This is a genomic window from Deinococcus ficus, assembly GCF_003444775.1.
GTDB classification, from domain to species: domain Bacteria; phylum Deinococcota; class Deinococci; order Deinococcales; family Deinococcaceae; genus Deinococcus; species Deinococcus ficus.
In genome coordinates, this window is the sequence record NZ_CP021081.1 from 652,166 (window position 1) to 672,118 (window position 19,953).

Annotated in this window: 17 protein-coding genes and 1 pseudogene; 11 read left to right on the forward strand and 7 right to left on the reverse strand. The window is 69.5% G+C overall.

Annotated elements, in window-relative coordinates:
* The first annotated feature begins 65 nt into the window (after positions 1 to 65).
* The gene (locus DFI_RS03305; RefSeq protein ID WP_027461934.1) at positions 66 to 935 is read left to right on the forward strand and encodes a hypothetical protein; all 870 of its coding nucleotides are present in this window, start codon (positions 66 to 68) and stop codon (positions 933 to 935) included.
* Between the two features lie 89 nt (positions 936 to 1,024).
* Here DFI_RS03305 and DFI_RS03310 read toward each other — a convergent pair whose 3' ends face one another.
* Positions 1,025 to 3,025: a S9 family peptidase gene (locus tag DFI_RS03310; RefSeq protein WP_051307444.1), complete on the reverse strand. Its 2,001-nt coding sequence runs from the start codon at positions 3,023 to 3,025 to the stop codon at positions 1,025 to 1,027.
* Between the two features lie 277 nt (positions 3,026 to 3,302).
* Here DFI_RS03310 and DFI_RS03315 point away from each other — a divergent pair, with 277 nt between their 5' ends.
* The 6 genes and pseudogenes from DFI_RS03315 (at position 3,303) to DFI_RS03335 (ending at position 8,725) form a co-directional block, all read left to right on the forward strand.
* Positions 3,303 to 3,776, forward strand: a complete 474-nt coding sequence (locus DFI_RS03315) for a prepilin-type N-terminal cleavage/methylation domain-containing protein (RefSeq protein ID WP_043776916.1) — start codon at positions 3,303 to 3,305, stop codon at positions 3,774 to 3,776.
* A pseudogene (locus tag DFI_RS21065) lies at positions 3,773 to 3,826 on the forward strand (prepilin-type N-terminal cleavage/methylation domain-containing protein); the annotation flags it as partial. The gene DFI_RS03315 and the pseudogene DFI_RS21065, both read left to right, overlap by 4 nt.
* The gene (locus DFI_RS03320) at positions 3,827 to 4,237 is read left to right on the forward strand and encodes a hypothetical protein (protein WP_244940305.1); all 411 of its coding nucleotides are present in this window, start codon (positions 3,827 to 3,829) and stop codon (positions 4,235 to 4,237) included.
* Positions 4,224 to 5,108 carry a PilW family protein gene (locus tag DFI_RS03325; RefSeq protein ID WP_027461936.1) on the forward strand — a complete coding sequence of 295 codons (885 nt, stop codon included), beginning with the start codon at positions 4,224 to 4,226 and terminating at the stop codon, positions 5,106 to 5,108. The genes DFI_RS03320 and DFI_RS03325 overlap by 14 nt, the downstream gene beginning before the upstream one ends.
* Positions 5,105 to 6,889 carry a DUF4900 domain-containing protein gene (locus DFI_RS03330; RefSeq protein ID WP_081425698.1) on the forward strand — a complete coding sequence of 595 codons (1,785 nt, stop codon included), beginning with the start codon at positions 5,105 to 5,107 and terminating at the stop codon, positions 6,887 to 6,889. Before DFI_RS03325 ends, DFI_RS03330 begins: the two co-directional genes overlap by 4 nt.
* A gap of 141 nt (positions 6,890 to 7,030) precedes the next feature.
* On the forward strand, positions 7,031 to 8,725 hold the full coding sequence (locus tag DFI_RS03335) for a dynamin family protein (RefSeq protein ID WP_027461938.1): 1,695 nt from the start codon (positions 7,031 to 7,033) through the stop codon (positions 8,723 to 8,725).
* A 10-nt stretch (positions 8,726 to 8,735) separates the two neighbouring features.
* Here DFI_RS03335 and DFI_RS03340 read toward each other — a convergent pair whose 3' ends face one another.
* The gene (locus DFI_RS03340; RefSeq protein ID WP_022800098.1) at positions 8,736 to 9,440 is read right to left on the reverse strand and encodes an IclR family transcriptional regulator; all 705 of its coding nucleotides are present in this window, start codon (positions 9,438 to 9,440) and stop codon (positions 8,736 to 8,738) included.
* Positions 9,441 to 9,717: 277 nt separating this feature from the next.
* On the opposite strand from DFI_RS03340, the gene DFI_RS03345 reads away from it, so the two are divergent.
* Positions 9,718 to 10,596 (forward strand): BsuPI-related putative proteinase inhibitor, encoded by an 879-nt coding sequence (locus DFI_RS03345; RefSeq protein ID WP_051307445.1) that lies wholly within the window; start codon positions 9,718 to 9,720, stop codon positions 10,594 to 10,596.
* A 214-nt stretch (positions 10,597 to 10,810) separates the two neighbouring features.
* Positions 10,811 to 12,046 (forward strand): toxic anion resistance protein, encoded by a 1,236-nt coding sequence (locus tag DFI_RS03350; protein ID WP_027461940.1) that lies wholly within the window; start codon positions 10,811 to 10,813, stop codon positions 12,044 to 12,046.
* A gap of 61 nt (positions 12,047 to 12,107) precedes the next feature.
* Here the strand turns inward: DFI_RS03350 and DFI_RS03355 are convergent, their stop codons facing one another.
* Entirely contained in the window at positions 12,108 to 14,252 is a 2,145-nt protein-coding gene (locus DFI_RS03355; protein ID WP_027461941.1) for an MMPL family transporter, read from the reverse strand.
* Between the two features lie 85 nt (positions 14,253 to 14,337).
* Between DFI_RS03355 and DFI_RS03360 the strand changes: the two genes are divergently transcribed.
* Both DFI_RS03360 and DFI_RS03365 read left to right on the forward strand, forming a co-directional pair.
* Positions 14,338 to 15,756 carry a sensor histidine kinase gene (locus DFI_RS03360; protein WP_043776918.1) on the forward strand — a complete coding sequence of 473 codons (1,419 nt, stop codon included), beginning with the start codon at positions 14,338 to 14,340 and terminating at the stop codon, positions 15,754 to 15,756.
* Positions 15,753 to 16,391 carry a LuxR C-terminal-related transcriptional regulator gene (locus tag DFI_RS03365; RefSeq protein ID WP_027461942.1) on the forward strand — a complete coding sequence of 213 codons (639 nt, stop codon included), beginning with the start codon at positions 15,753 to 15,755 and terminating at the stop codon, positions 16,389 to 16,391. The genes DFI_RS03360 and DFI_RS03365 overlap by 4 nt, the downstream gene beginning before the upstream one ends.
* 49 nt (positions 16,392 to 16,440) lie before the next feature.
* On the opposite strand, the gene DFI_RS03370 is transcribed toward DFI_RS03365, so the two are convergent.
* The 4 genes from DFI_RS03370 to DFI_RS03385 form a co-directional block, all read right to left on the reverse strand.
* Positions 16,441 to 16,956: a sulfocyanin-like copper-binding protein gene (locus DFI_RS03370; protein WP_051307446.1), complete on the reverse strand. Its 516-nt coding sequence runs from the start codon at positions 16,954 to 16,956 to the stop codon at positions 16,441 to 16,443.
* 82 nt (positions 16,957 to 17,038) lie between these two features.
* A complete protein-coding gene (locus tag DFI_RS03375; protein ID WP_244940306.1) occupies positions 17,039 to 17,755 on the reverse strand; it encodes a M48 family metallopeptidase in 717 nt (238 codons plus the stop codon).
* 92 nt (positions 17,756 to 17,847) lie between these two features.
* The gene (ypfJ, locus tag DFI_RS03380) at positions 17,848 to 18,720 is read right to left on the reverse strand and encodes a KPN_02809 family neutral zinc metallopeptidase (protein ID WP_022800090.1); all 873 of its coding nucleotides are present in this window, start codon (positions 18,718 to 18,720) and stop codon (positions 17,848 to 17,850) included.
* Between the two features lie 204 nt (positions 18,721 to 18,924).
* On the reverse strand, positions 18,925 to 19,944 hold the full coding sequence (locus DFI_RS03385) for a D-alanine--D-alanine ligase family protein (RefSeq protein WP_022800089.1): 1,020 nt from the start codon (positions 19,942 to 19,944) through the stop codon (positions 18,925 to 18,927).
* Positions 19,945 to 19,953 lie beyond the last annotated feature (9 nt).

Sequence of the window (19,953 nt, forward strand, 5' to 3'; positions counted from 1 at the left end):
GGCCCTTCACGCCCCGGGTGGTAGACTCGGGGGTACGCCCGCCACGGCGGGAAAAGGAGTAGCACATGACCGATCAGAATGACCTGCGCCCGGACGGGCAGCCCGAATACACCAGCGCGGACGCCCCCCAGGACGTGCAGGCCGTGATTCCCGAGCTTCAGGGCGAACCCGACGAGGACGCCGTCCTGGACGCCGAGGAAGCCGCCGCCGAGGGCCAGGCCGCCCAGACTGCCGGCACCGGTGAGCAGGACGAGGAGTACGAGGAAGAATTCATCGACGCCGACGACCTGCTGGGTCTGCTGGGCGAGATGAAGGAAATGCTCGAAGCCCAGGGCAAGGAAATCCGCGGCCTGCGCCGCGAGATGCGCGAACTCCGCGAGAGCCAGGGCCAGGCGCAGCCCCAGTCCGGCGGCTTCCGCCCCGGCGGCCAGGGTGGGGACCGTGGCGGCTTCCGCGGCAATGACCGTGGCGGATTCCAGGGCCGTGACGGCGGGGACCGTGGGGGCTTCCGTCCCCGCGAGGACCGCGGCGGGTTCCAGGGCGGCGGGGACCGTGGCGGTTTCCGCGGCAACGACCGCGGCGGATTCCAGGGCCGTGACGGCGGGGACCGTGGGGGCTTCCGTCCCCGCGAGGACCGCGGCGGGTTCCAGGGCGGCGGGGATCGTGGCGGCTTCCGCGGCAACGACCGCGGCGGGTTCCAGGGCCGTGACGGCGGGGACCGTGGGGGTTTCCGTCCCCGCGAGGACCGCGGCGGGTTCCAGGGTGGCGGGGACCGTGGCGGTTTCCGCGGCAACGACCGTCAGAGCTTCGGGGACCGCGAGTTCCGTCCCCGCGACAACGCCGAGGGCGCCCGTGAGGGGGGCAGCGAGGGCGGTTTCCGTCCCCGCGCCCGCGCCGACCGCGGCTGGACCAACCGCCGCAACGACGAGGAATAACCCACAGCACCAAATTGAGCTCGGGGCACGGCCCTGAGACAGAACAGGCCGGGAGGGGATCCCGGCCTGTTTCATGTTGGTTCGGACTTTCAGGCCGCGGCGGTCTCCCGGGCGGGCAGTTCCGGCTGCTCCTTCGGGTTCAGCCAGCGGTCCAGCCAGTTCAGGTACTCGTGCAGGCGCGTCAGGCGCCGGTCCGGGCGGCCCGAGCGGCTCAGCTCATGGTCCTCGCCCGGGAAGCGCACGAAACGCACCGGCACGCCGTGCAGCGTCAGGGCGGCGTACCACTGCTCGGCCTGCTCGATCGGGCAGCGATGGTCCAGCACGCTGTGCACGATCAGCGTGGGCGTGCGTACGTTCTCCACATACTGCAGCGGGCTCATCTCCCACAGCCGCGCCTGGTCCGCCCGGCGGTGGAAGTTCAGGCCCAGCTCGTCGTCCCAGAACCGCAGCCCGATGTCGCTGGTCCCGCCGAAACTGATCAGGTTGCAGATGCTGCGGTCCGTCACCGCCACCTGGAAGCGGTCGGTGTGCGCCGTGATCCAGTTCGTCATGAACCCGCCGTAACTGCCGCCCATCACGCCCGTGCGTCCCCCGTCCAGGCGCGGCGCGGCCTCCAGGCAGCGGTCGAAGAAGGCCAGCAGGTCCGCCTGATCCACGGTGCCCCAGCGGCCGTGAATGTCGTCCACCCAGGCCTGCCCGTACCCCACCGACCCGCGCGGATTGCTGTAACACACCGCGTAGCCGCGCGCGACCATCAGTTGGAACTCGTGCGTGAACGCGTGCCCGTAATCGGTGTGCGGCCCGCCGTGAATGTTCAGCAGCGCCGGCACCGGCCCCTCTCCGTCCGGCAACAGCACCCAGCCCTCGCCCTCCCCGAGTCCGGTCGGGAAGGTCACGCGCTGCGGCACCCGCGCCGGGAACGGCAGCGCCGCATTCAGGTCCGTGACGCGCACGCCGTTCAACTCCACCTCCGGGAACCGGGACGCGCTCTCCCGCAGCAGCGCCACCCCGCCCCCCCGCGCCGTGAACGCCGCGATCACGCCCTCCGGATCGTGATCCTGTGCCGCCACCGCCCCGTCCATGCCGATCCGGAACAGCCCCGCGCTGCCGCGCACGGTCCCCAGCACCAGCAGCGTTCCGTCATCCAGCCACGCGGGTGAATCCGGCATGGTCCCCACGTGGCAGTCCCCGCCCACCAGGTTCCCCAGCGGGAAATCCCGCCCGGCATCCACCTCCGCCCACGAACCGTCCGGCGCGAACCGGTACAGGTGCGCGTACCGGGTGTTCCGCTGCCCCGCCTCCCGGCCCACCAGCACGAACCCGCCGTCTGTGTGCGGCACCACCGCCTGAATGGACGCCCGCCAGTCCGTGAGCTGCCGCGCGGCCCCGTCCAGCGGCAGCTCGAACACCTCGTTCCGCCACTGGCTCGCCTCTAGGTCATCCCGGCTGCCCACCAGCAGCACCCCACTCGAATCCGGCCGCCACTGGAACGCACTCAGCCCCACCGCCGGCGCGTACCACTCCCGCACCTCGTTCCCCTGCACGTCGTACAGCCACAGCCGCGCCGGCACCTCCGGCAACCAGTCCAGGCCATTGAAGCGGTACCGCGCCCGGGTGATCACCCGCGCCTCCCCCCGCTCATCCCGCTTGTCCTCATCGTCCGCCAGGGTCAGGAACGCGATGAACCGCCCGTCCGGACTCCACTGCAGCCCCTGCACCCCGTTCCGGAACCCCGTGGCGCGCCTCGCCTCGCCGCCCGCCACCGGCAGCAGATACAGCTGCCCCTGCCGGCCCGCGCCGTCCCGCACGAACGCCAGCGTCTGCCCGTCCGGCGACCAGCGCGGCGAATGGTCCCGTCCCTCCCCGGCCGTGAACGCTCGCGCCGCCCCGCCCCCCGACAACCAGATGTGCGAACGGTAACGGGGCCGCGCCCAGTCCTTCTGCGGCTTCAAGGGTTCTTCTTCCTCCACCCGCGACAGCACGAACGCCACCCGCCGCCCATCCGGCGACACCTGAGGATCACTCGGGAACTGCAGGGCAAGCAGGCTTTCAGGACGGGCCACCGGGGCCACCACCGGGCTGTCGGTCATGGCCCAGTCAAGCACATCCCATGCGCAGGCGTCTGCATTGGCAGGCAGCCGGTGTCCCCAGACCTGCGGCTGAAGAAATGGGCAAACAGGCGGTGCCCTTACTCGTTCGACATTGAAACTTTAATCTTCGGGGGAAAGTAAAATTCCATAAGAAACTCTGGACGCATCACCATCAATCCCCCACAATGGGGAGAATATGAGTCTGGCAATACCGGTCGGGAAGGAGCGCTCCAAGGAATGGGGGAACCGTCCCGGCGGCTCCTTGCCTGGAGGTCCGATGAAGCAACCGCAGTCCACCCAGGGGTTCACGCTGCTGGAAATGCTGGTCACCCTGGCCGTCCTGGGCATCCTTCTCTCGATTGGCTTCATGTCGGCAGCCGGATGGCGCGAGAAGCTCCGGGCTGACAACTTTCTCGCTGAGCTCACCAGTGACTTCAATGTTTCACGTACACGAACCCTGGCGACCGGCCAGGTGCGACGCATCCGGCTGGTGGACGCGCGGAACTACGTGATCGAGACCGCCGCCACCAAGTCCGGCCCCTGGACCGTGATCCGCACCTCCACCTATTCCAAGCCGATCCTGGATTTCCCCAATACGATTACCCGCGAGTACGTCTTCTCCTCCAGAGGGTTCGTGGAGACCTACAACCAGACCGGTCAGCTAACATCCTCGACCACCATCAAGGCGCTGCTGGGCAGCGGACTCAAGACGATCTCGGTCACGGCCCTGGGCATCGCGAGGCGCGAATGAACCGGGTGCCACAGCAGCAGGGGTTTACGGTAGTGGAAGTGCTCGTGGCCATGACCATCGTCCTGGTGGTCATCACTTCACTGAGCACCCTGCTCATCTCGTCCATGCGCACCGACGCGGCCTCACGAAGCAGGACCACGGTGAACTCCGTCGCCGAGAGCTGGCTGGACCGCTACCGCGCCAACCAGGAACCCCTCCAGGCCACCGGCAGCGTCTGCACGGGCACGGCGACCACCTTCAGCTGCACCTACCCGACAGGCCACGATTACGGCACGGACGCCATTCCCTCCCATTCCCTCAGTGCCACCGACATGAACGCACGATTCCAGGCCTTTCGAAGCGTGATCACCGGCACGCGCCTTCAGGCCGGCACGAATCGCGAGCTCTGGCAGGTCTCCGTTCAGGTTAGGGACGAAGCGCGGAAGCAGACTTTGGAGGCAGCCACGTATGTCCTTCAGTAAGCCCCAAAGGTCTACCCCCGCCCAGGTTCAGGCGGGCTTCACCCTGGTCGAACTGCTCGTCGCTGCCGCCCTTTCCCTGATCGTGCTTGGCCTCCTGCTCAACATGCTTGTCACCACGGGGAGCGTGAAGGCCCGCAGCGCCCTGCAGCTGAGCGTGGATGAGAGCATGCGAGCCTCTCTGGAACTGATGAGCATGGACCTGCGGGAATCCATGGGCCCCCGCGTCGTCCGGGCCGGAGGGAGCCTGCCCGGCGGTCTGGCGACGTTCGCTTCCGGGAACACCAGCTTCTCCGTGACGCGGATGGCGGCGGAGAACATCTTCCGTGTGGATGCTCCGCCCGGCTACCCCACCAGCAACGCATACAACAACAGTTCCACCACCCGGATCATCAGCCCGAACTCTGCCAGCAAAGACTGTGACGATGTCTTCACCGGCGGCGAGTATGCCCTGGTCACCACCGGCAGCGCCTCGAACTGGGTCAAACTGCACGACACCAACCCCTGCACCAGTCCCGCCACCCCCGCCGTGCTTCACCCGGCGACCACCATCACGTTCCCGTACACCCCGCAGACGATCCTCGGCCGCGTGGACGTCATTCACTACGCGATCCAGACTGTGGACGGCGTGGCCTCGCTGACCCGTCAGATCGCCGGTGGGGACGTGCAGGTCGTCGCTCCCGACATCACCGCCATGCAGATCGAATACTCGGCTGACGGGGCCACCTTCGCTGCAACGCCCGTGCAGCCTGTCGCTGTCCGGATCACGCTGACGGGCCAACGCAGCAGCGGCCAGCGCAGCTCGGCCCTTACCCTTTCATCCACTGTATTCATGCGGGACATCGCGGTGCCCGCCCCCGTAGGTGCCCCATGAAGCAGCACCCCCCCACCAACCGTCCACCGCGTACCGGCGGCTACGTCGTTGTTACCGCACTCGTCATGATGGTCGTTCTGATGCTGCTGGCGTCCATTATTCTGACCGGAAGCGTCGCCGGTGTGCAGCAGGCCGGCGGTCACTCCGGCCTCATCCGCGCCCGGGCTGCCGCTGAAGCTGGGCAGGCCAGAGCGGCCTTTACGCTCAGTGAGTCCATGGTGCCTGGCATTGATGCTGTCCTCAACCCGTATGCCACGCAGTTCTTGCAGCAGGGACAGAATGCTGCCAACACGCAGATCATCCCGAACCTTCAATTCGGCACGGTGATCACTCAACTCAACGCCATGACCGGCACCTCCCAGAGCGGGACGGTCAACGGTGCAGATTTCACCACCACCATCAGCTTTAGTAACTTCAGATTTGACCCTGGTTCGTACAACCCTCAGGGGCTGGGACAGCAGTACTACGTGGATTACCTGGTGACCTCACAAGGCCAGTCCGGCGCGTTCAACCGCAACGTTGAAGTGAACGGCACCCTTCGGATCAGCATGGGGCGTGCCCCACTCAACCAGTACCTCCTGCTGGCCGACGACGGAGGAAGCCAGGAAGAGAACTTCTTTGGGACTGGCATGAACTACGACGGCCCCGTGCAGATCAACAAGAACTGGATGTTCGCCGGCTCTCCCGTCTTCAGCATGGGCGCCAAGACCGCAGCCTCCACCGTGAAGATGCGTACATGTAATGGCCGGACCGCAAGCTGGGACGCTGTTGCCAAGCAGGCCACGAACTGCACCACGCCCAACTGGGGCGGTTACGGCCTCCAGTACAACGCACCGGAAATTCAGCTTCCTCAGAACAGCTTCTCTCAGGCCCGTGCTTCCTTGGGTCTGCCAGCCACGGTCCTGACCAACCCTTCGAGAAGCGAACGGTGTGTCGCCCTGGGCATCACGTCCTGCACCACCACCCAGCCTGCCGCGGGCGTGTACCTGCCCAACCCAGCCAACGGGAACAAGGCCGGAATCTACGTTCAGGGCAATGCTGAGGTTCGCCTGAGCGTACAGAACGGAAATCAGATCTACACCATCGTGCAGGGCAACCAGACGACGACCATCTCCGTGGCCTACCCGAACGGCCCGACGGTCGTGACCCGGCCCGACGGCACGACGGAAACGCGCAGCAATTACGTTCCCAATGGCCAATTGTTCGTGCAGGGCAGCATCACCAGCCTGAAGGGTCCGGCCCGGACGGGCGCCCTGCCCAACCCGCTCCCGGCCAACAATGCCGTCCCCCCTCAGATCCCCCCCGCCATCGCCTCGGAATCCCAGTTGAACATCGCTGCTGCCACGGACATCGTGGTGCAGGGCGACCTGACCTACCAGACCAACCCCATCACCACCCCGTCAGCCAACAATATCCTTGGGTTGATCGCCGGCAGTGGCAGCGTACGGGTGGGTACGTCCGCCCCTAACGACCTTTACATGCACGGCGCCTTGCTGGCTGGAGCCAACGGACAAGGTTTCAAGGTCGACAACTACGATAGTGGCAACCCGCGCGGAAGCATCCACCTGCTCGGAAGCCTTGCGGAGAGTAAGGAACCGCCACGTGGCAGGGCGGGATTTGCCAGCAACGGCACGGTCACCATCCAGAACGGTTACGGAGACGCCTTCAACTTCGATCAGCGGTTTATCAGCGGTGCGAAGTCTCCTCCCTTCTTCCCCGGGACCTCGATTTTCTCCGCCCAGACCGCCCTGCCCAGCCAACGGGACTGGACCGAAGAATAAGTTGTAGGAGCTTTCTCCCTAATCTTGACGAGAATGACGCCCCCTGGCCTCCGCGCTGGGGGGTTGATGCTTCGTTCACGTCGTGTGGGTGGGCGGGTTCTGCGCTGGTGTGGGGTGGGGGGCGGGCTCTACACTCGCGCCATGCTGGTTTCGGAGCGGGTGCAGGACCTTCTCACGCGGGAGCGCGTGCTGTTGGCGGACATTCAGTCGTTCCTGGAGGGTCAGGGCGCGCCGCCGGAGGTGGTGGAGCACGCCCGGACGGCGGTGCGGGCGCTGGACGAGGCGTTCCTGATGGTGGTGGTGGGGGAGTTCAACGCCGGGAAGAGCAGTTTCCTGAACGCGCTGCTGGGCGCGCAGGTCCTTCCGGAGGGCGTGACGCCCACCACGGACCGCATCTACGTGCTGGTGCATGGGGAGAAGCCGGGGCAGGTGGAGCCCACCCGGGATCCGTTCGTGAGCCGGCTGACGTACCCGCTGCCGAGCCTGGACGGGGTGGCGGTGGTGGACACGCCGGGCACGAACGCGATCATCCGGCAGCATCAGGCGCTGACGGAGGGGTTCCTGCCGCGCGCGGACCTGGTGCTGTTCCTGACGAGCGCGGACCGGCCGTTCACGGAGTCCGAGCGGCAGTTCCTGAGTCTGGCGGCGAAATGGGGCCGCAGCGTGATCATGGTGGTGAACAAGGCGGATCTGCTGGAGACGCAGGAGCAGCGGCATCAGGTGCGGGAGTTCGTGGAGGCGGGCGCGCGGGGCGTGCTGGGCCTGACGCCGCCGGTGTTGCTGATCAGCGCGCGGGGCGAGCAGCGCGGGGGAGATCCGGGGTTCCACGCCCTGCGGGCGGTGCTGAAGATGCGCCTGTCGGAGACGGAGCGCACTCGCCTGAAACTGCAGAATCCGCTGGGCACGGCCGCGGAGTTGCTGGGCGGTGAGGAGACGCGGGCGGCGGCGGCGCGGCAAACGCTGGCGGAGGACCTGCGGGTGCTCACGGACCTGGAGGCGCAGCGGGAGCATCACCGCGGCACCATGCAGGGGGAGCTGGACGGGCAGCTTAACCGTCTGGGCCGGCTTCTGAGCGAGTTCGAGGTCCGCGCGGACCGCTTTATCGACGACAAGCTGCGTTTCTCGAACCTGCGGGGCCTGATGAACAGCCGGGACCTGGAGGAGCAGTTTCGTCGGGAGGCGGTGGGGGACCTGCCGGAGGCCATCGACCGGCAGTTCGGGAACATGATCGACCGGTTCGTGGAGACGAACCTGCACTTCTGGGAGGACGTACAGGCGTTCCTGATCCGCCGGCAGCCGCAGAGCGAGGTGGCGCGCACGCGGTTCAGTTATGACCGGTCGGCGCTGCTGGAGGGCATCGCGGGGAGCGCGCGGGACCACCTGGCGCTGACCACGCAGCAGGAGCTGGCGCGGCAGCTGTCGCAGGACGCCGAGGACGCCATGAAGGGCGTGATCGGGGGGCTGGCAGGCGGCGTGGGGATCGGCGCGGGCATCGGGGCGCTGATCGGCGCGACCGCGCTGGATTTCACCGGGGGCATCCTGGCGGGCCTGACGCTGGGCAGCCTGGGGCTGTTCGTGCTCCCGAACAAGAGATTGCAGGCGCACCGGCAGCTGCGCGCCAAGGTGGGCGAACTGCGCGAGGCGCTGGAACGCATCGTGCGCCGCGAGTACGAGCGTGAGCAGGAGCGTGCCGACGCCCGGCTGCGGGACGCGATCAGCCCGTTCACGCGCTTCACCGAGCAGGAGCAGGCGCGCCTGGAGGGCGCCCGGACCCGGGGTGAGGACCTGCGCGCGCAGCTGGAGGCGCTGACCACGGACGTGAAGGCGCTGAACTGACGGCCGGGGCTCAGCCCTGGAGCTCGGCCTCGTGGACGATCTGCATGACCTTCTCGCGGATGGCGCTTTCTTCGCGCAGGTAACGCTGGGCGCTCATCTGCACGCCGATGGAGGCCACGACCTCGTCGCCGTGGTGGTAGGGCACGGCCAGGGTGCACTGCCCGGGAATCCATTCCTCGATGCTGTAGGCGTACCCGAGGCGCAGGACCTTGGCGACCTCGGTGCGCCACTCGTCGCGGGTGGTGATGCTGCTCTGGGTGCAGTCGGTGAAGTCCTTGGGCTGCACGTCCAGGTGCGCGTACAGGATCTTGCCGCTGGCGGTGGCGGTGGCGGGCAGGTACACGTCGAGCGGCATGTCGATGTCGGCGTCCGGGTGGCGTTCACGGATGGCGGCCACGACGTTCTCGCCTTCCAGCACGCACAGGAACGCCACGGAACGGACCTCCAGTGCCAGGCGGGTCAGCAGGGCGCGGGCGTCGGCGAACCAGGGCAGGGAGCCGGTGAGCTGGGCGCCCATCTCGGCGAGGTGCCAGGACAGGCGGTACTTGCCGGCCGGGGTGCGCCGTAAAAAACCGGCCTCGGTGAGGCCGGCCAGGTAGGCGTGTGCGGTGGCGCGGGGCACGCCCAGGTGGGTGGCGAGGGCGCGGACCCCCCATTCAGGCTGTTCGGCACTGAAGGCACCCAGGATGTTGGAGGCTTTCTGCAGGGAGAGCACGTGTCCATCATACAAAGACGAGCCTGGTTTGTATACCACTTCTGTTCAGTCCGGGCAGACATTGACGCCAGCGTCAGGCCTCTCCCCGGCAACCCTGTCAGCCTATCATTCACGACTGCAACTGTCACTTTTCTCACGATCTGTGCCTGGGTCCAGGACAGGTGGTCGGAGCTTCCGCCTTACCCTCCACACCGGCTGACGGGTTCCTGTTCATCTCGCAGGATCTTCTTTACCTGCCCTCACCCGGCATCAGGCAGCGCGCGGCAAGGTGAGAGCCATGACAAGGTCTCTCCTGACCCGCACCCGTGGCGCCCTGCTCACCCTCGGCCTGGCCGGCGCTGGCCTGACCCTGGCCCAGAGCGGCGTGCCCGCCCTGCCCCCCAGTTCGCCCACCCCGTCCACGCCCACCACGGCGCCCGCAACCGCGCCGGCCCCCACCACCACCAACTCCGGGTACACCATGGAGCAGCTCCAGGCCGTGCTGCCGCTGCTGGAGGGCCTCAAGACCCTGCAGACCAGCGCCATCGACCAGACCCGCGGCCGGGTGGTCGTGGGCGGCCTGAGCGCCGTGGACCGCCTCACGCTGATCCAGCGGCTGCGCGCCGCGAACCTCCCGCTGGGCATCGTGGACTACGGCGCGCCGAGCACCACCGGCACCGTGACCAGCGGTGGCAGCACCGGCACGGTCACGCAGACGCCCACCGCCCCCACCACGCCGCCCGCGACGACCACGCCGGCCCGGCCGAGCGTGACGACGCTGCCTGCCGCGCGCAGCCCGCAGCTCACCCAGCCGCACACCGCGGCCCTGACCGGCCCCACCAGCGTCCGCGCGGGTGAGGGCGGCACCTGGAGCTTCGCCCTGCGCAACACCGGCACCCAGGCCATCCGCCTGCAGCATGGGGCCTGCGACGTGCGCTTCGAGGTGGTGAACGCTGCCGGGCAGGTGGTGCGGCCCGATCCGAAGAACACCCTGTGCACCATGCAGATCGTGATGACCGACGTCGCCCCCGGCCAGAGCCGCGAGGTGCAGAAGATCGTCTGGGACGGCAAGGATGCCAGCGGCCGCGCCGTGAGCGCCGGCACGTACACCCTCCGCGCCGTGTTCAACGGCCCGGCCTACATCCGCGCCACGGACCTGACCGTCACCGTCCGCTGACCACCACACCCCGGCCTTTTCCCCTGCCAGCCCGCGCCTTCCGCCGGGCTGGCCCTGCTGTGTGGGGAACCCGGCCGGCCGGGGGCGCGTACTCCCAGGGCAAGGCGTACGTCCAAAGAAGGACGCCCCCGCCGTCCCCTGACCCCTACTGTGCGGCGTACCCTGGGGACCACACCCGGCCCCACGACCGACCGCATCCCGGAGGAAGCCCCCAATGACCAACCCCAACGATCTGCCCTCCCTCACGCCCCCCGAGCCGCTGCAGGCGCCCGCCGCCGTGCCCCAGGTGAGCCCCGAGCAGTCCGGCGAGATGGTGCACCTGACGCCCGAGCAGCGCAGCAAACTGGACCAGATGGCGCAGGAATTCGTGCAGGGCCTGCTCACCGCCGACCCCAACGGCCCGGAATTCAAGCGCAAGAGTGACACCCTGCACAACCTGGGCGGGCAGGACATCCGCGCGGCCGCGAACGTCAGCAACCGCATGCTGGACCGGCCCATCAAGGCCACCAAGAGCGGCCTGTACGACGAGAACAGCACCGTCACCAAGGGCCTGATGGACCTGCGCCGCACCGTCGAGGCCCTGGACCCCTCCCGGCAGGGCGGCGCGCTGAGCCCCCGCAAGCTGCTGGGCATGATCCCCATGGGCCGCAAGGTGGACGACTACTTCATGAAGTACCAGTCGGCGCAGGGCCACCTGAACGCCATCCTGGAAACGCTGTACCGCAGCCAGGACGAGCTGCGCAAGGACAACGCCAGCATCGAACAGGAGAAGGTGAACCTCTGGAACGCCATGCAGCGCCTGCGCCAGCACGCCTACGTGGGCCGCGCTGTGGACGACGCCCTGAGCCGCCGCATCGCCGAGATCGAGGCCACCGACCCCGACAAGGCCCGCGTGGTGAAAGAAGAACTGCTGTTCGCGGTGCGCCAGCGCGTCACCGACGTGCTGACGCAGCTGGCCGTGAGCGTGCAGGGTTACATGGCCCTGGATCTCGTGCGGCGCAACAACCTGGAACTCATCAAGGGCGTGGACCGCGCCACCAGCACCACCGTCAGCGCCCTGCGCACCGCCGTGGTCGTCTCGCAGGCGCTGGTGAACCAGAAGCTCGTGCTGGACCAGGTCACCGCCCTGAACACCACCACCGGCAACATGATCGAGGGCACCAGCCGCATGCTGCGCGAGCAGTCCGCCGCCATTCACCAGCAGGCCGGCAGCGCCACCATCAACCTCGATCAGCTCAAGGCCAGTTTCGACAACGTGTACGCCGCGCTGGACCAGATCAGCGACTTCAAGGCCCAGGCCCTCGACAACTTCAGCCGCACCATCAACACCCTGCAGGGCGAGGTGGACGGCGCCCAGCGCCGCCTGGACCGCGTGCGCAACGAACTCGCCGAGGACGCCACCCGCGACCTGAACGTGCAGAGCCGCACCCGCGACGACCTCAGCCTGTAAACCCCGCAAGGAAGCGGCCCCGCCCGGTCCTGTGCCCGGCGGGGCCGCCCCGTTACGCCGCTTACGGCGCCCGGTCGGCCGGGAGGCGCGCCGGCCACCACGCACGCGGCCCCAGGTCGTACGCCAGCGCCGGCACGAGCACCGTGCGCACCAGGAAGGTGTCCAGCAGCACCCCGAACGCCACGATGAACGCCAGTTGCAGCAGGAACAGGATGGGAATCACCGCCAGCGCCGCGAAGGTCGCGGCGAGCACCATGCCCGCAGACGTGATGACGCCCCCCGTCACCGCCAGCCCCCGCAGGATGCCGGGCCGCGTGCCCAGCCGCAGCGCCTCCTCGCGCACACGGGTCATCAGGAAGATGTTGTAGTCGATGCCCAGCGCCACCAGGAACACGAACCCGTACAGCGGCACGGACGGGTCCGCGCCCGGCAGGTCCAGCAGCCCGTTGAACACCAGCGCCGACACGCCCAGCGCCGTGCCGAACGACAGGACGGTGGTCGCCATCAGCAGCGCGGGCATCAGCAGGCTGCGCAGCAGCAGCACCAGAATCACGAAAATCACCGCCAGGATCAGCGGAATGATCAGCGTCCGGTCCCGGATGGACGTGTCCGTCGTGTCGATGGCGACCGCAGTGCTGCCCCCGATCCTCGCGGTGGCGCCCAGCTGCTCGCGCAGGCCGCGCACGGTGGCGGCCGCCTCGGCACTGTCGGCGGGGGCTTTCAGCGTGGCCTGAAGCAGCACGTCCCCGCCCCGCACGGTGGGCGTCGCGGGCGGCGCGCCGGGAGGGCCGAAGCCCTGCACGCCGTCCTCGGTGACCGGCGCCGACCCGGACGGCCACTCCTCGCTCAGCACCGACACGGCCGCCACCCCCGGGGCCCGCAGCAGCGTGGCGCCCACCGCGTCCAGGTTGCCCTGCGCGGTCAGCACGTACGCCGGGCTGCCGGACCCGCCCGGGAAGTGCTGCGCCAGGGCCCGCTGCCCGTCGCGGGCATCCGAGACGCCCAGCACCAGTTCGCTCTGCGGCACGCCCCCTGCCCGCAGGGTGGGCACGAACGCCGCGCCCAGCGCCAGCAGCGCCGCCGCCCCGATCCACGCCAGGCGCGGCGCGCGCGCGATCCAGCGTCCGATCCGGGCGTACACGCCGGCCGCACTCTGCGCCTCGTCGGTGCGGTGCGGGTCGTAGACCGGCCGCTGCGGCCAGTACGCGGCGCGGCCCAGCACGAACAGCAGCGCCGGCAGCAGCGTCAGCGCCGCCAGCATGGAGAACACGATGCCCACCGCCGCCACCGGCCCCAGCGAATGGTTGGAGCCCAGGTCGCTGAGCAGCAGGCACAGCAGCCCGGCGATCACCGTGCCGCCCGACGCCAGCACCGGCTCCAGCGCCCCCCGCAGCGCCGCCACCGTCGCGCCGTACTTGTCGGCGTGGCGGCGCAGTTCCTCGGCGTACCGCGCGGTGTACAGCAGGGAGTAATCGGTGGCCGCGCCGATCACCAGGATGAACAGGATGCCCTGCGTCTGCCCGGTCAGGGTGAACACGCCCCACTTCGCCAGCCACCAGTTCACCAGCAGCGCCACGCACAGCGCGAACAGACTGGTCAGCAGCACCACCACCGGCAGCAGCACCGAGCGGTACACCGCCAGCAGAATCACCAGCACCGCCCCCAGCGCCACCAGCAGCAGCAGCCCGTCGATGCCGCCGAACGCCGCCGTGAGGTCCCCGGTGAACCCGGCCGGACCGGTCAGGTACGCGGTCACGCCGGCCGGCGCGGCGGCCTTCAGGTCCCGGCGCACCTCCGCCACCACCTCCGCGATGTCCGCGTCCGCGTTGATGGGCATGAACGCCTGCGCGGCCCGGCCGTCCTCCGACCCGATCAGCGGCGAGACGCCCTGCACCGCCTCCTTTCCGTCCAGGGCCTCCACAGCGGCCTCCAGCGTTTCCAGCTCCTCACCGCTCAGTTCGCGGTCGGCGGTGAACACCGCGATGGCGGGAATCGTCCGGTCCCCCAGGAAGTCCTTCAGGCGCCCGGCGACCCGCGTGGCGTCCGCGCTGGCCGGCAGGAAGGTCGTCTGGTCGTTCGAGGACACCTCCTCCACCCGGCCGAAGTACGGCCCGCCCACCCCGGCCGCCGCGAACCACACCACGATGAGCACCAGCGGCACCAGCAGCCGCACGAACCGCGACGGCCCAGACGGAGAAGAGGACATGTCGCAGGATAGCCCCGCCGCCCCCGGCGACCCGTCCCGACCATGGTCGGTGGCCGGCCCGCCTGGCGCGGGCGAATAATGGGGCATGACCCTCGACCCCGGCCGGAGCCCACGGTCCCCCCGGCCCTGGACCCTTGCGCGGCAGTACAGCCTGGCGAGCCTGCTGGTGCTGCTCGCCAGCCTGCTGGTGCTGGGCTGGTGGGTGGGCCGCCAGATCGAGGTGGGCGTCACCCACCGCGCCGCCGCGGCCGCCGCGCTGTTCGTGGAGAACTACATCGTCACGCCCCTGCAGGGCCTGCCCGCCCGGCCCTGGCTGACCGGCGCCGAGAAGGCCGAACTGGGCTGGCTGTTGTCCAACACGCCGCTGGGTCAGGACGTCGTGAGCATCAAGGTCTGGGCGCCCGGGGGCCGCATCGTGTACGGCGATCAGGCCGGCACGACCTTCGAGGTGGACGACGAGCAGGCCCGCGCCTGGAAAGGCGAGGTCGCCTCCGGCATATCCAACCTGACCGAAGACGAGAACCGGCACCTGAAACGCCAGCACGGCCGCCTGCTGGAAATCTACGCGCCCATCCGCCAGGAAGGCACCGACCACGTCATCGCGGTGGCGGAGTTCTACCACACCGTCGCCGCGCTGGAACGCGACGTCCGGCAGGCCCAATTGCGCAGCTGGGCGGTGGTGGGCAGCGTGATGCTGCTCGCCTACCTGCTGCTGGCCGGACTGGTGCGGCGCGGCAGCGACACCATCGCCCGGCAGCAGTCGGTGCTGAACGCCCAGGTTGCCGCGCAGCAGGCCCTGCTGGCCCAGAACGCCGAGCTGCACGAGCGGGTGCAGCGCGCCGCCACCCGCATCGCCGAGGTGCACGAACGGGTGATGGAGCGGGTGTCCAGCGACCTGCACGACGGCCCCGCCCAGGACGTCAGCTACGCGCTGCTGCGGCTGGACAGCCTGGCCCTGCACGCCGGGCAGGAGGGCGCCCCCACCCGCGCGCAGACCCAGCGGGACCTGGACGCGCTGGAACGCTCCCTGACCCGTGCCATGCAGGCCATGCGGGACCTGGCCGCCAGCGTGCGCCTGCCCGACCTGCAGGGCCTGACCCTGGAAGGCACCCTGGACCGAGCCGTCCGCGACCACCGCGCCCGCACCGGCAGCGAGGTCCGCACCGACTGGCCGGCCCTGCCTGCCGACGCGCCGCTCCCCGTGAAGATCACCGCCTTCCGCATCGTGCGCGAGGCGCTCAGCAACGCCTTCAAACATGCCGGCGGGCAGGGACAGGCCGTCCGCGCCCAGGTGCAGGGCGGCCTGCTGACCGTGCAGGTCACGGACACCGGGCCCGGCTTCGACGCCACTCGGCCGGCGGCCGGGGACCGCCACCTGGGACTGGTCAGCATGCGGGAGCGCGCCGAGAGCCTGGGCGGGCACTTCACCGTCCGCAGCGGCCCGGCCGGCACGACCGTGCGCGCCGAACTGCCCCTGACCGAGTTCACCGGGGCCCCCGCGTGACCCCCGTGCGCGTCGTGCTGGTGGACGACCACCCGCTGTTCCGGGAGGGTGTCGCCGCGACCCTGGGCGCCGACCCGCGCTTCGAGGTGGTGGGGGAGGGCGCCAGCGCCGACGACGCCCTGACCCTGTGCACCGCGCTGCTGCCGGACCTGCTGCTGCTGGACCTGCACCTGCCCGGCGGCGGCGTGCAGGGCGCCCGGACGGTCGCGGCGGCCTGCCCGGTCACGCGGATCGTGATGCTCACTGTCAGCGAGGAGGAGGCCGACGTGCTCGCCACCCTCAAGGCCGGCGCGCGCGGCTTCATCCTCAAGGGCGTGTCCGGGCGGGAACTGCGCAGCATCCTGGCCTCGGTGGCCGACGGCGAGGTGTATGTCACGCCCGGTCTGGCCGCCAGCATGCTGCGCGACATGCCCCCCACCCCCACCCTGCCCAGCGGCCTGGACGAACTCACGCCCCGCGAACGGCAGATCCTGGAGGGCGTGGCGGCCGGGCGCAGCAACAAGGAGATCGCCCGCAGCCTGGATCTGACCGAGAAGACCGTGAAGCACTACATGACGAACGTGCTGCAAAAACTTCAGGTGCGCAACCGGGTGGAGGCCGCCCTGCTGGCCCAGCGAGCCCAGGACCGCGGCTAGCGGACAGAGGAGAAGGCGGACCTGCACGGCCCGCCTCCAAAATGAGGGCTTACTTGTACGTGACGGCCTTCGCGCCGTTCACCACGTTCAGCTTCACGTACATGCCGTTCTGGGCGTGCTTGCCCACACGGCACAGCACGAAGTACGACCCGGGACGGTTCACCACGAACGTGGTGGGCGCCGCGGTCGCGCCGGACGGAGCGACCACCGCGGTGGCGGCGTTCGGGAAGGCCAGGCGGGCCTTGAAGGGATCGGCGGGCAGGGCCGTGCCGGCCACGATGGCCATGTCGTGCGGCATGCGTCCGGCATTACTCAGGCTGACCTCCACCGTCCAGCCGAGCGGCACGGTCAGGGTCTTCTCGCCCTTGGCGTCGCCGTTGTAGTTCAGGCCGTTGTTGTGCGTGCCGTGCCCGGCCACGAAGCTGATCTTCACGAGCTTCTTGGCGGCGTCGGCGGTGATTACGGGCGGCTGGGCGGGCGTCGTGGTCGTGGCTGGCGCAGCGGTCTGCGCGAGGACAACCGAGGTCGAGGCGAGAAGCAGGGCGGTCATCACGGTGTTTTTCATGGCATTCCCCCTTGAACGCCCTCATGGTAGGCAGCCGCCCCGGGCGGTGCCTATGGACCTTGGTCGGAGGATCGCCCGGTCCTCAGGGCAGGGTGTGGCCGTGGTCGCGCAGCCAGCGCCGCTGCGTGGGCCAGTCCGGCATGACCCGGGTCACGTGCCGCCAGTAGCGCGGCGAGTGGTTCAGTTCCAGCAGGTGCGCGGCCTCGTGAAGGGCGACGTACTGCAGCGCGGCCAGCGGCGCGCGGCTGAGCTTCCAGTGCAGCCGGATCACGCCGCCCGACGTGCAGCTGCCCCAGCGCGTCCGGGCGGACGTGACCCGCACGTCCGTGAGGCGGTCCTGCGCGCCCAGCTGCGCGGCGTACTCCTGCACCAGCGCGCGGTAGGGGGCGCGGCAGGCGGCGCGGGTCCAGGCGTCCAGCGCGGCCGCCGGGTTCACTGTGGGCAGGTGCAGCACCGCGCCGTCCCGCCGGGCGCGGCGCACGCCCGGGTCCAGCCGGACCGTCAGCCCCTCGCCCAGGAACGGCACCACCGCCCCGTCCGACAGGTCCAGCGTGGCGGGCACCTGCCGGGCGGCGTACCGGACCAGGTGCCCCTCCGCCCAGCCGCGCCGGGAATTCAGGAAGTCCAGCAGGTGCGTTTCCGGCGTGCGGGCCGGCGCGTACAGCGTGACCGTGCCGGGGCTCACGCGCAGCGTCACCGTCCGGCGCCGCGCGCTGCGCTTCAGAACCACGTCCACCCCCGCGATCACCCAGGGATCAGGGGAAAGGGACAGGCGGGGCGGGACAGGGGAGGGGCGCACGGCCTTTTCAGGAAACCGCAGCCGGCCCCGAAAAGACAGTGAGCAAAGCCCGGACGCCGACGTTCATGGTCGGCGTCCGGGTCAGGGGTGGCTTACAGCTGGTTGTAGGCCGGGGTGAAGCTGTCGCACTGGTTCGGGTCGGCCGACTTGAAGCCCCGCATGAACCAGTTCACGCGCTGCTGGCTGCTGCCGTGCGTGAACGAGTCCGGCACCACGTACCCCTGCCCCTGCTTCTGCAGGTTGTCATCGCCGATGGCCGCGGCGGTGTTCACGGCCTGCCGCAGGTCCTGCTCGGTCAGGTTCGTCTGCTGCCGGGTGCGGCTGGCCCACACGCCCGCGAAGCAGTCGGCCTGCAGTTCAAGGCGCACGCTGTAGCTGTTCGCCTCGGCCTCGTTGCCGCGCGCCTGGGCGCTGCGCTGCTTGCGTTCCACCTGATCGGCGATGCCTAGTTCGTTCTGTACGTGGTGCCCGATCTCGTGGGCGATCACGTACGAGTACGCCAGGTCCCCGCCGCCGCCCAGACGCCGGTCCATCGTCTGGAAGAAGCTGGTGTCGATGTACACGCCGTTGTCCAGCGGGCAGTAGAAGGGCCCCACGGCGCTGTTTGCGGTGCCGCACCCGCTCTGGGTGGTGCCGGAATACAGCACGGTCTTCGGCGGGGTGTAGGTGCGTCCGGCCTGCTGGAAGACGCTGCTCCACACGTCGTTGTTGCTGCGCGCGATGCGGTCGATGAACTGGTAGTCCTCGTCCTGCTGCCCGGGCGTGGTCGTGCCCTGCGGACCCGTCTGCTCACCCTGCGTGGGTCCACCGCCCAGCACCGTGCCCGGGTCGATGCCGAGGAACATCAGCACCAGCGTCAGGATCAGACCCCCGATCCCACCGACCGCCAGTCCGCCGCCGGGCAGGCCACCGCCGCCCCGCCGGTCCAGCACATTGCCACCACCTGGAAGATTCTGCCAATCCATACCGGTCGTTCTCCTTCACGGCCCGCAGGGACGCGCGAGTGCCGCGCGCCACCCCGCCTTGATGTCAGGGTCGTTCTGCCGCCCTGGCCGCCAGGGCCGGGAGGGTGCCTCATTTTAGGTGGGGGTTCCGCCGCGCCTGGTGACGCAAACCTTTAGGTTTCCGCGGTCAGAGGCCTGGACTGAAAGAGGGACCAGGAGGATCCCTCAGCGTTCCTCGAGGGCCAGCTGAATCAGGCGGGTGACGAGTTCGCTGTAGGTGAGCCCGGCCGCCTCGAACAGCTTCGGGTACATGCTGGTCGTGGTGAAGCCCGGCATGGTGTTCACCTCGTTCAGCAGCACCTCGCCGGTCTCGGCCACGTAGAAGAAGTCCACCCGCGCCAGCCCTGCGCAGTCCAGCGCCCGGAAGGCCCGCAGCGCGAGGTCCCGGATCTGTTCGGCGACCTCGGCGGGCAGGCGGGCGGGAATGTGCATCTGCGCCTGCCCCTCGGTGTACTTCGTCTCGTAATCGTAGAAGTCCGCGTCGAAGCTCAGTTCCCCCACCGGACTGGCGATGGGCGTGTCGTTGCCGAGAATCCCGACCTCCACCTCGCGGGGCTTGTGGCGGGTCATGGCCTCCACGATCACCCGCCGGTCCAGGCTGAACGCCAGGTCCAGCGCCGCGTCCAGGCCCGCGCCGTCCTTGACCTTGCTGATCCCCACGCTGGACCCCAGGTTCGCGGGTTTCACGAACACCGGGTACCCCAGGGCCTCCACCCGCTCACGCACCGCCGCCGGGTCCCGCTGCCATTCGCGGCGCACCGCCAGCGCCCACGGCACCTGCGGAATGCCGATGGAGGCCAGGACCTGCTTGGTCATGACCTTGTCCATGCTGGCCGCCGAGCCCAGCACGCCGCTGCCCACGAACGGAATCCCGGCCAGGGTCAGCAGACCCTGCACGGTGCCGTCCTCGCCCATCGGGCCGTGCAGCAGCGGGAACACGGCGTCGTACCCCTCGGCGCTGGCGGCGCGGTGCAGCACGAGGTCCCCGCCCGCCTGGGCCTGCCCGGTCTCCAGCGCGCGCTGCGTTTCGGTGGGCGGCAGCCAGCGGCCCTGCTTGCTGATCACCACCGGCGTCACATCGAACTGGTCGCGCGGCAGCGCGTTCAGGACGCTGCGCGCGCTCATCAGGCTCACTTCGTGTTCTCCGGACTGACCGCCCGCCAGCAGCAGGATGCGCTTCTTCACGCGGCGCAG

What these genes read in the sequence shown, in the direction of transcription:
- DFI_RS03345 (WP_051307445.1), top strand. Translation starts at nt 9,718, where the DNA reads ATGACAAGGTCTCTCCTGACCCGCACCCGTGGCGCCCTGCTCACCCTC.
- DFI_RS03360 (WP_043776918.1), top strand. Translation starts at nt 14,338, where the DNA reads ATGACCCTCGACCCCGGCCGGAGCCCACGGTCCCCCCGGCCCTGGACC.
- DFI_RS03325 (WP_027461936.1), top strand. Translation starts at nt 4,224, where the DNA reads ATGTCCTTCAGTAAGCCCCAAAGGTCTACCCCCGCCCAGGTTCAGGCG.
- DFI_RS03315 (WP_043776916.1), top strand. Translation starts at nt 3,303, where the DNA reads ATGAAGCAACCGCAGTCCACCCAGGGGTTCACGCTGCTGGAAATGCTG.
- DFI_RS03355 (WP_027461941.1), bottom strand. Translation starts at nt 14,252, where the DNA reads ATGTCCTCTTCTCCGTCTGGGCCGTCGCGGTTCGTGCGGCTGCTGGTG.
- DFI_RS03305 (WP_027461934.1), top strand. Translation starts at nt 66, where the DNA reads ATGACCGATCAGAATGACCTGCGCCCGGACGGGCAGCCCGAATACACC.
- DFI_RS03310 (WP_051307444.1), bottom strand. Translation starts at nt 3,025, where the DNA reads ATGACCGACAGCCCGGTGGTGGCCCCGGTGGCCCGTCCTGAAAGCCTG.
- DFI_RS03370 (WP_051307446.1), bottom strand. Translation starts at nt 16,956, where the DNA reads ATGAAAAACACCGTGATGACCGCCCTGCTTCTCGCCTCGACCTCGGTT.
- ypfJ (WP_022800090.1), bottom strand. Translation starts at nt 18,720, where the DNA reads ATGGATTGGCAGAATCTTCCAGGTGGTGGCAATGTGCTGGACCGGCGG.
- DFI_RS03330 (WP_081425698.1), top strand. Translation starts at nt 5,105, where the DNA reads ATGAAGCAGCACCCCCCCACCAACCGTCCACCGCGTACCGGCGGCTAC.
- DFI_RS03350 (WP_027461940.1), top strand. Translation starts at nt 10,811, where the DNA reads ATGACCAACCCCAACGATCTGCCCTCCCTCACGCCCCCCGAGCCGCTG.
- DFI_RS03335 (WP_027461938.1), top strand. Translation starts at nt 7,031, where the DNA reads ATGCTGGTTTCGGAGCGGGTGCAGGACCTTCTCACGCGGGAGCGCGTG.
- DFI_RS03320 (WP_244940305.1), top strand. Translation starts at nt 3,827, where the DNA reads ATGACCATCGTCCTGGTGGTCATCACTTCACTGAGCACCCTGCTCATC.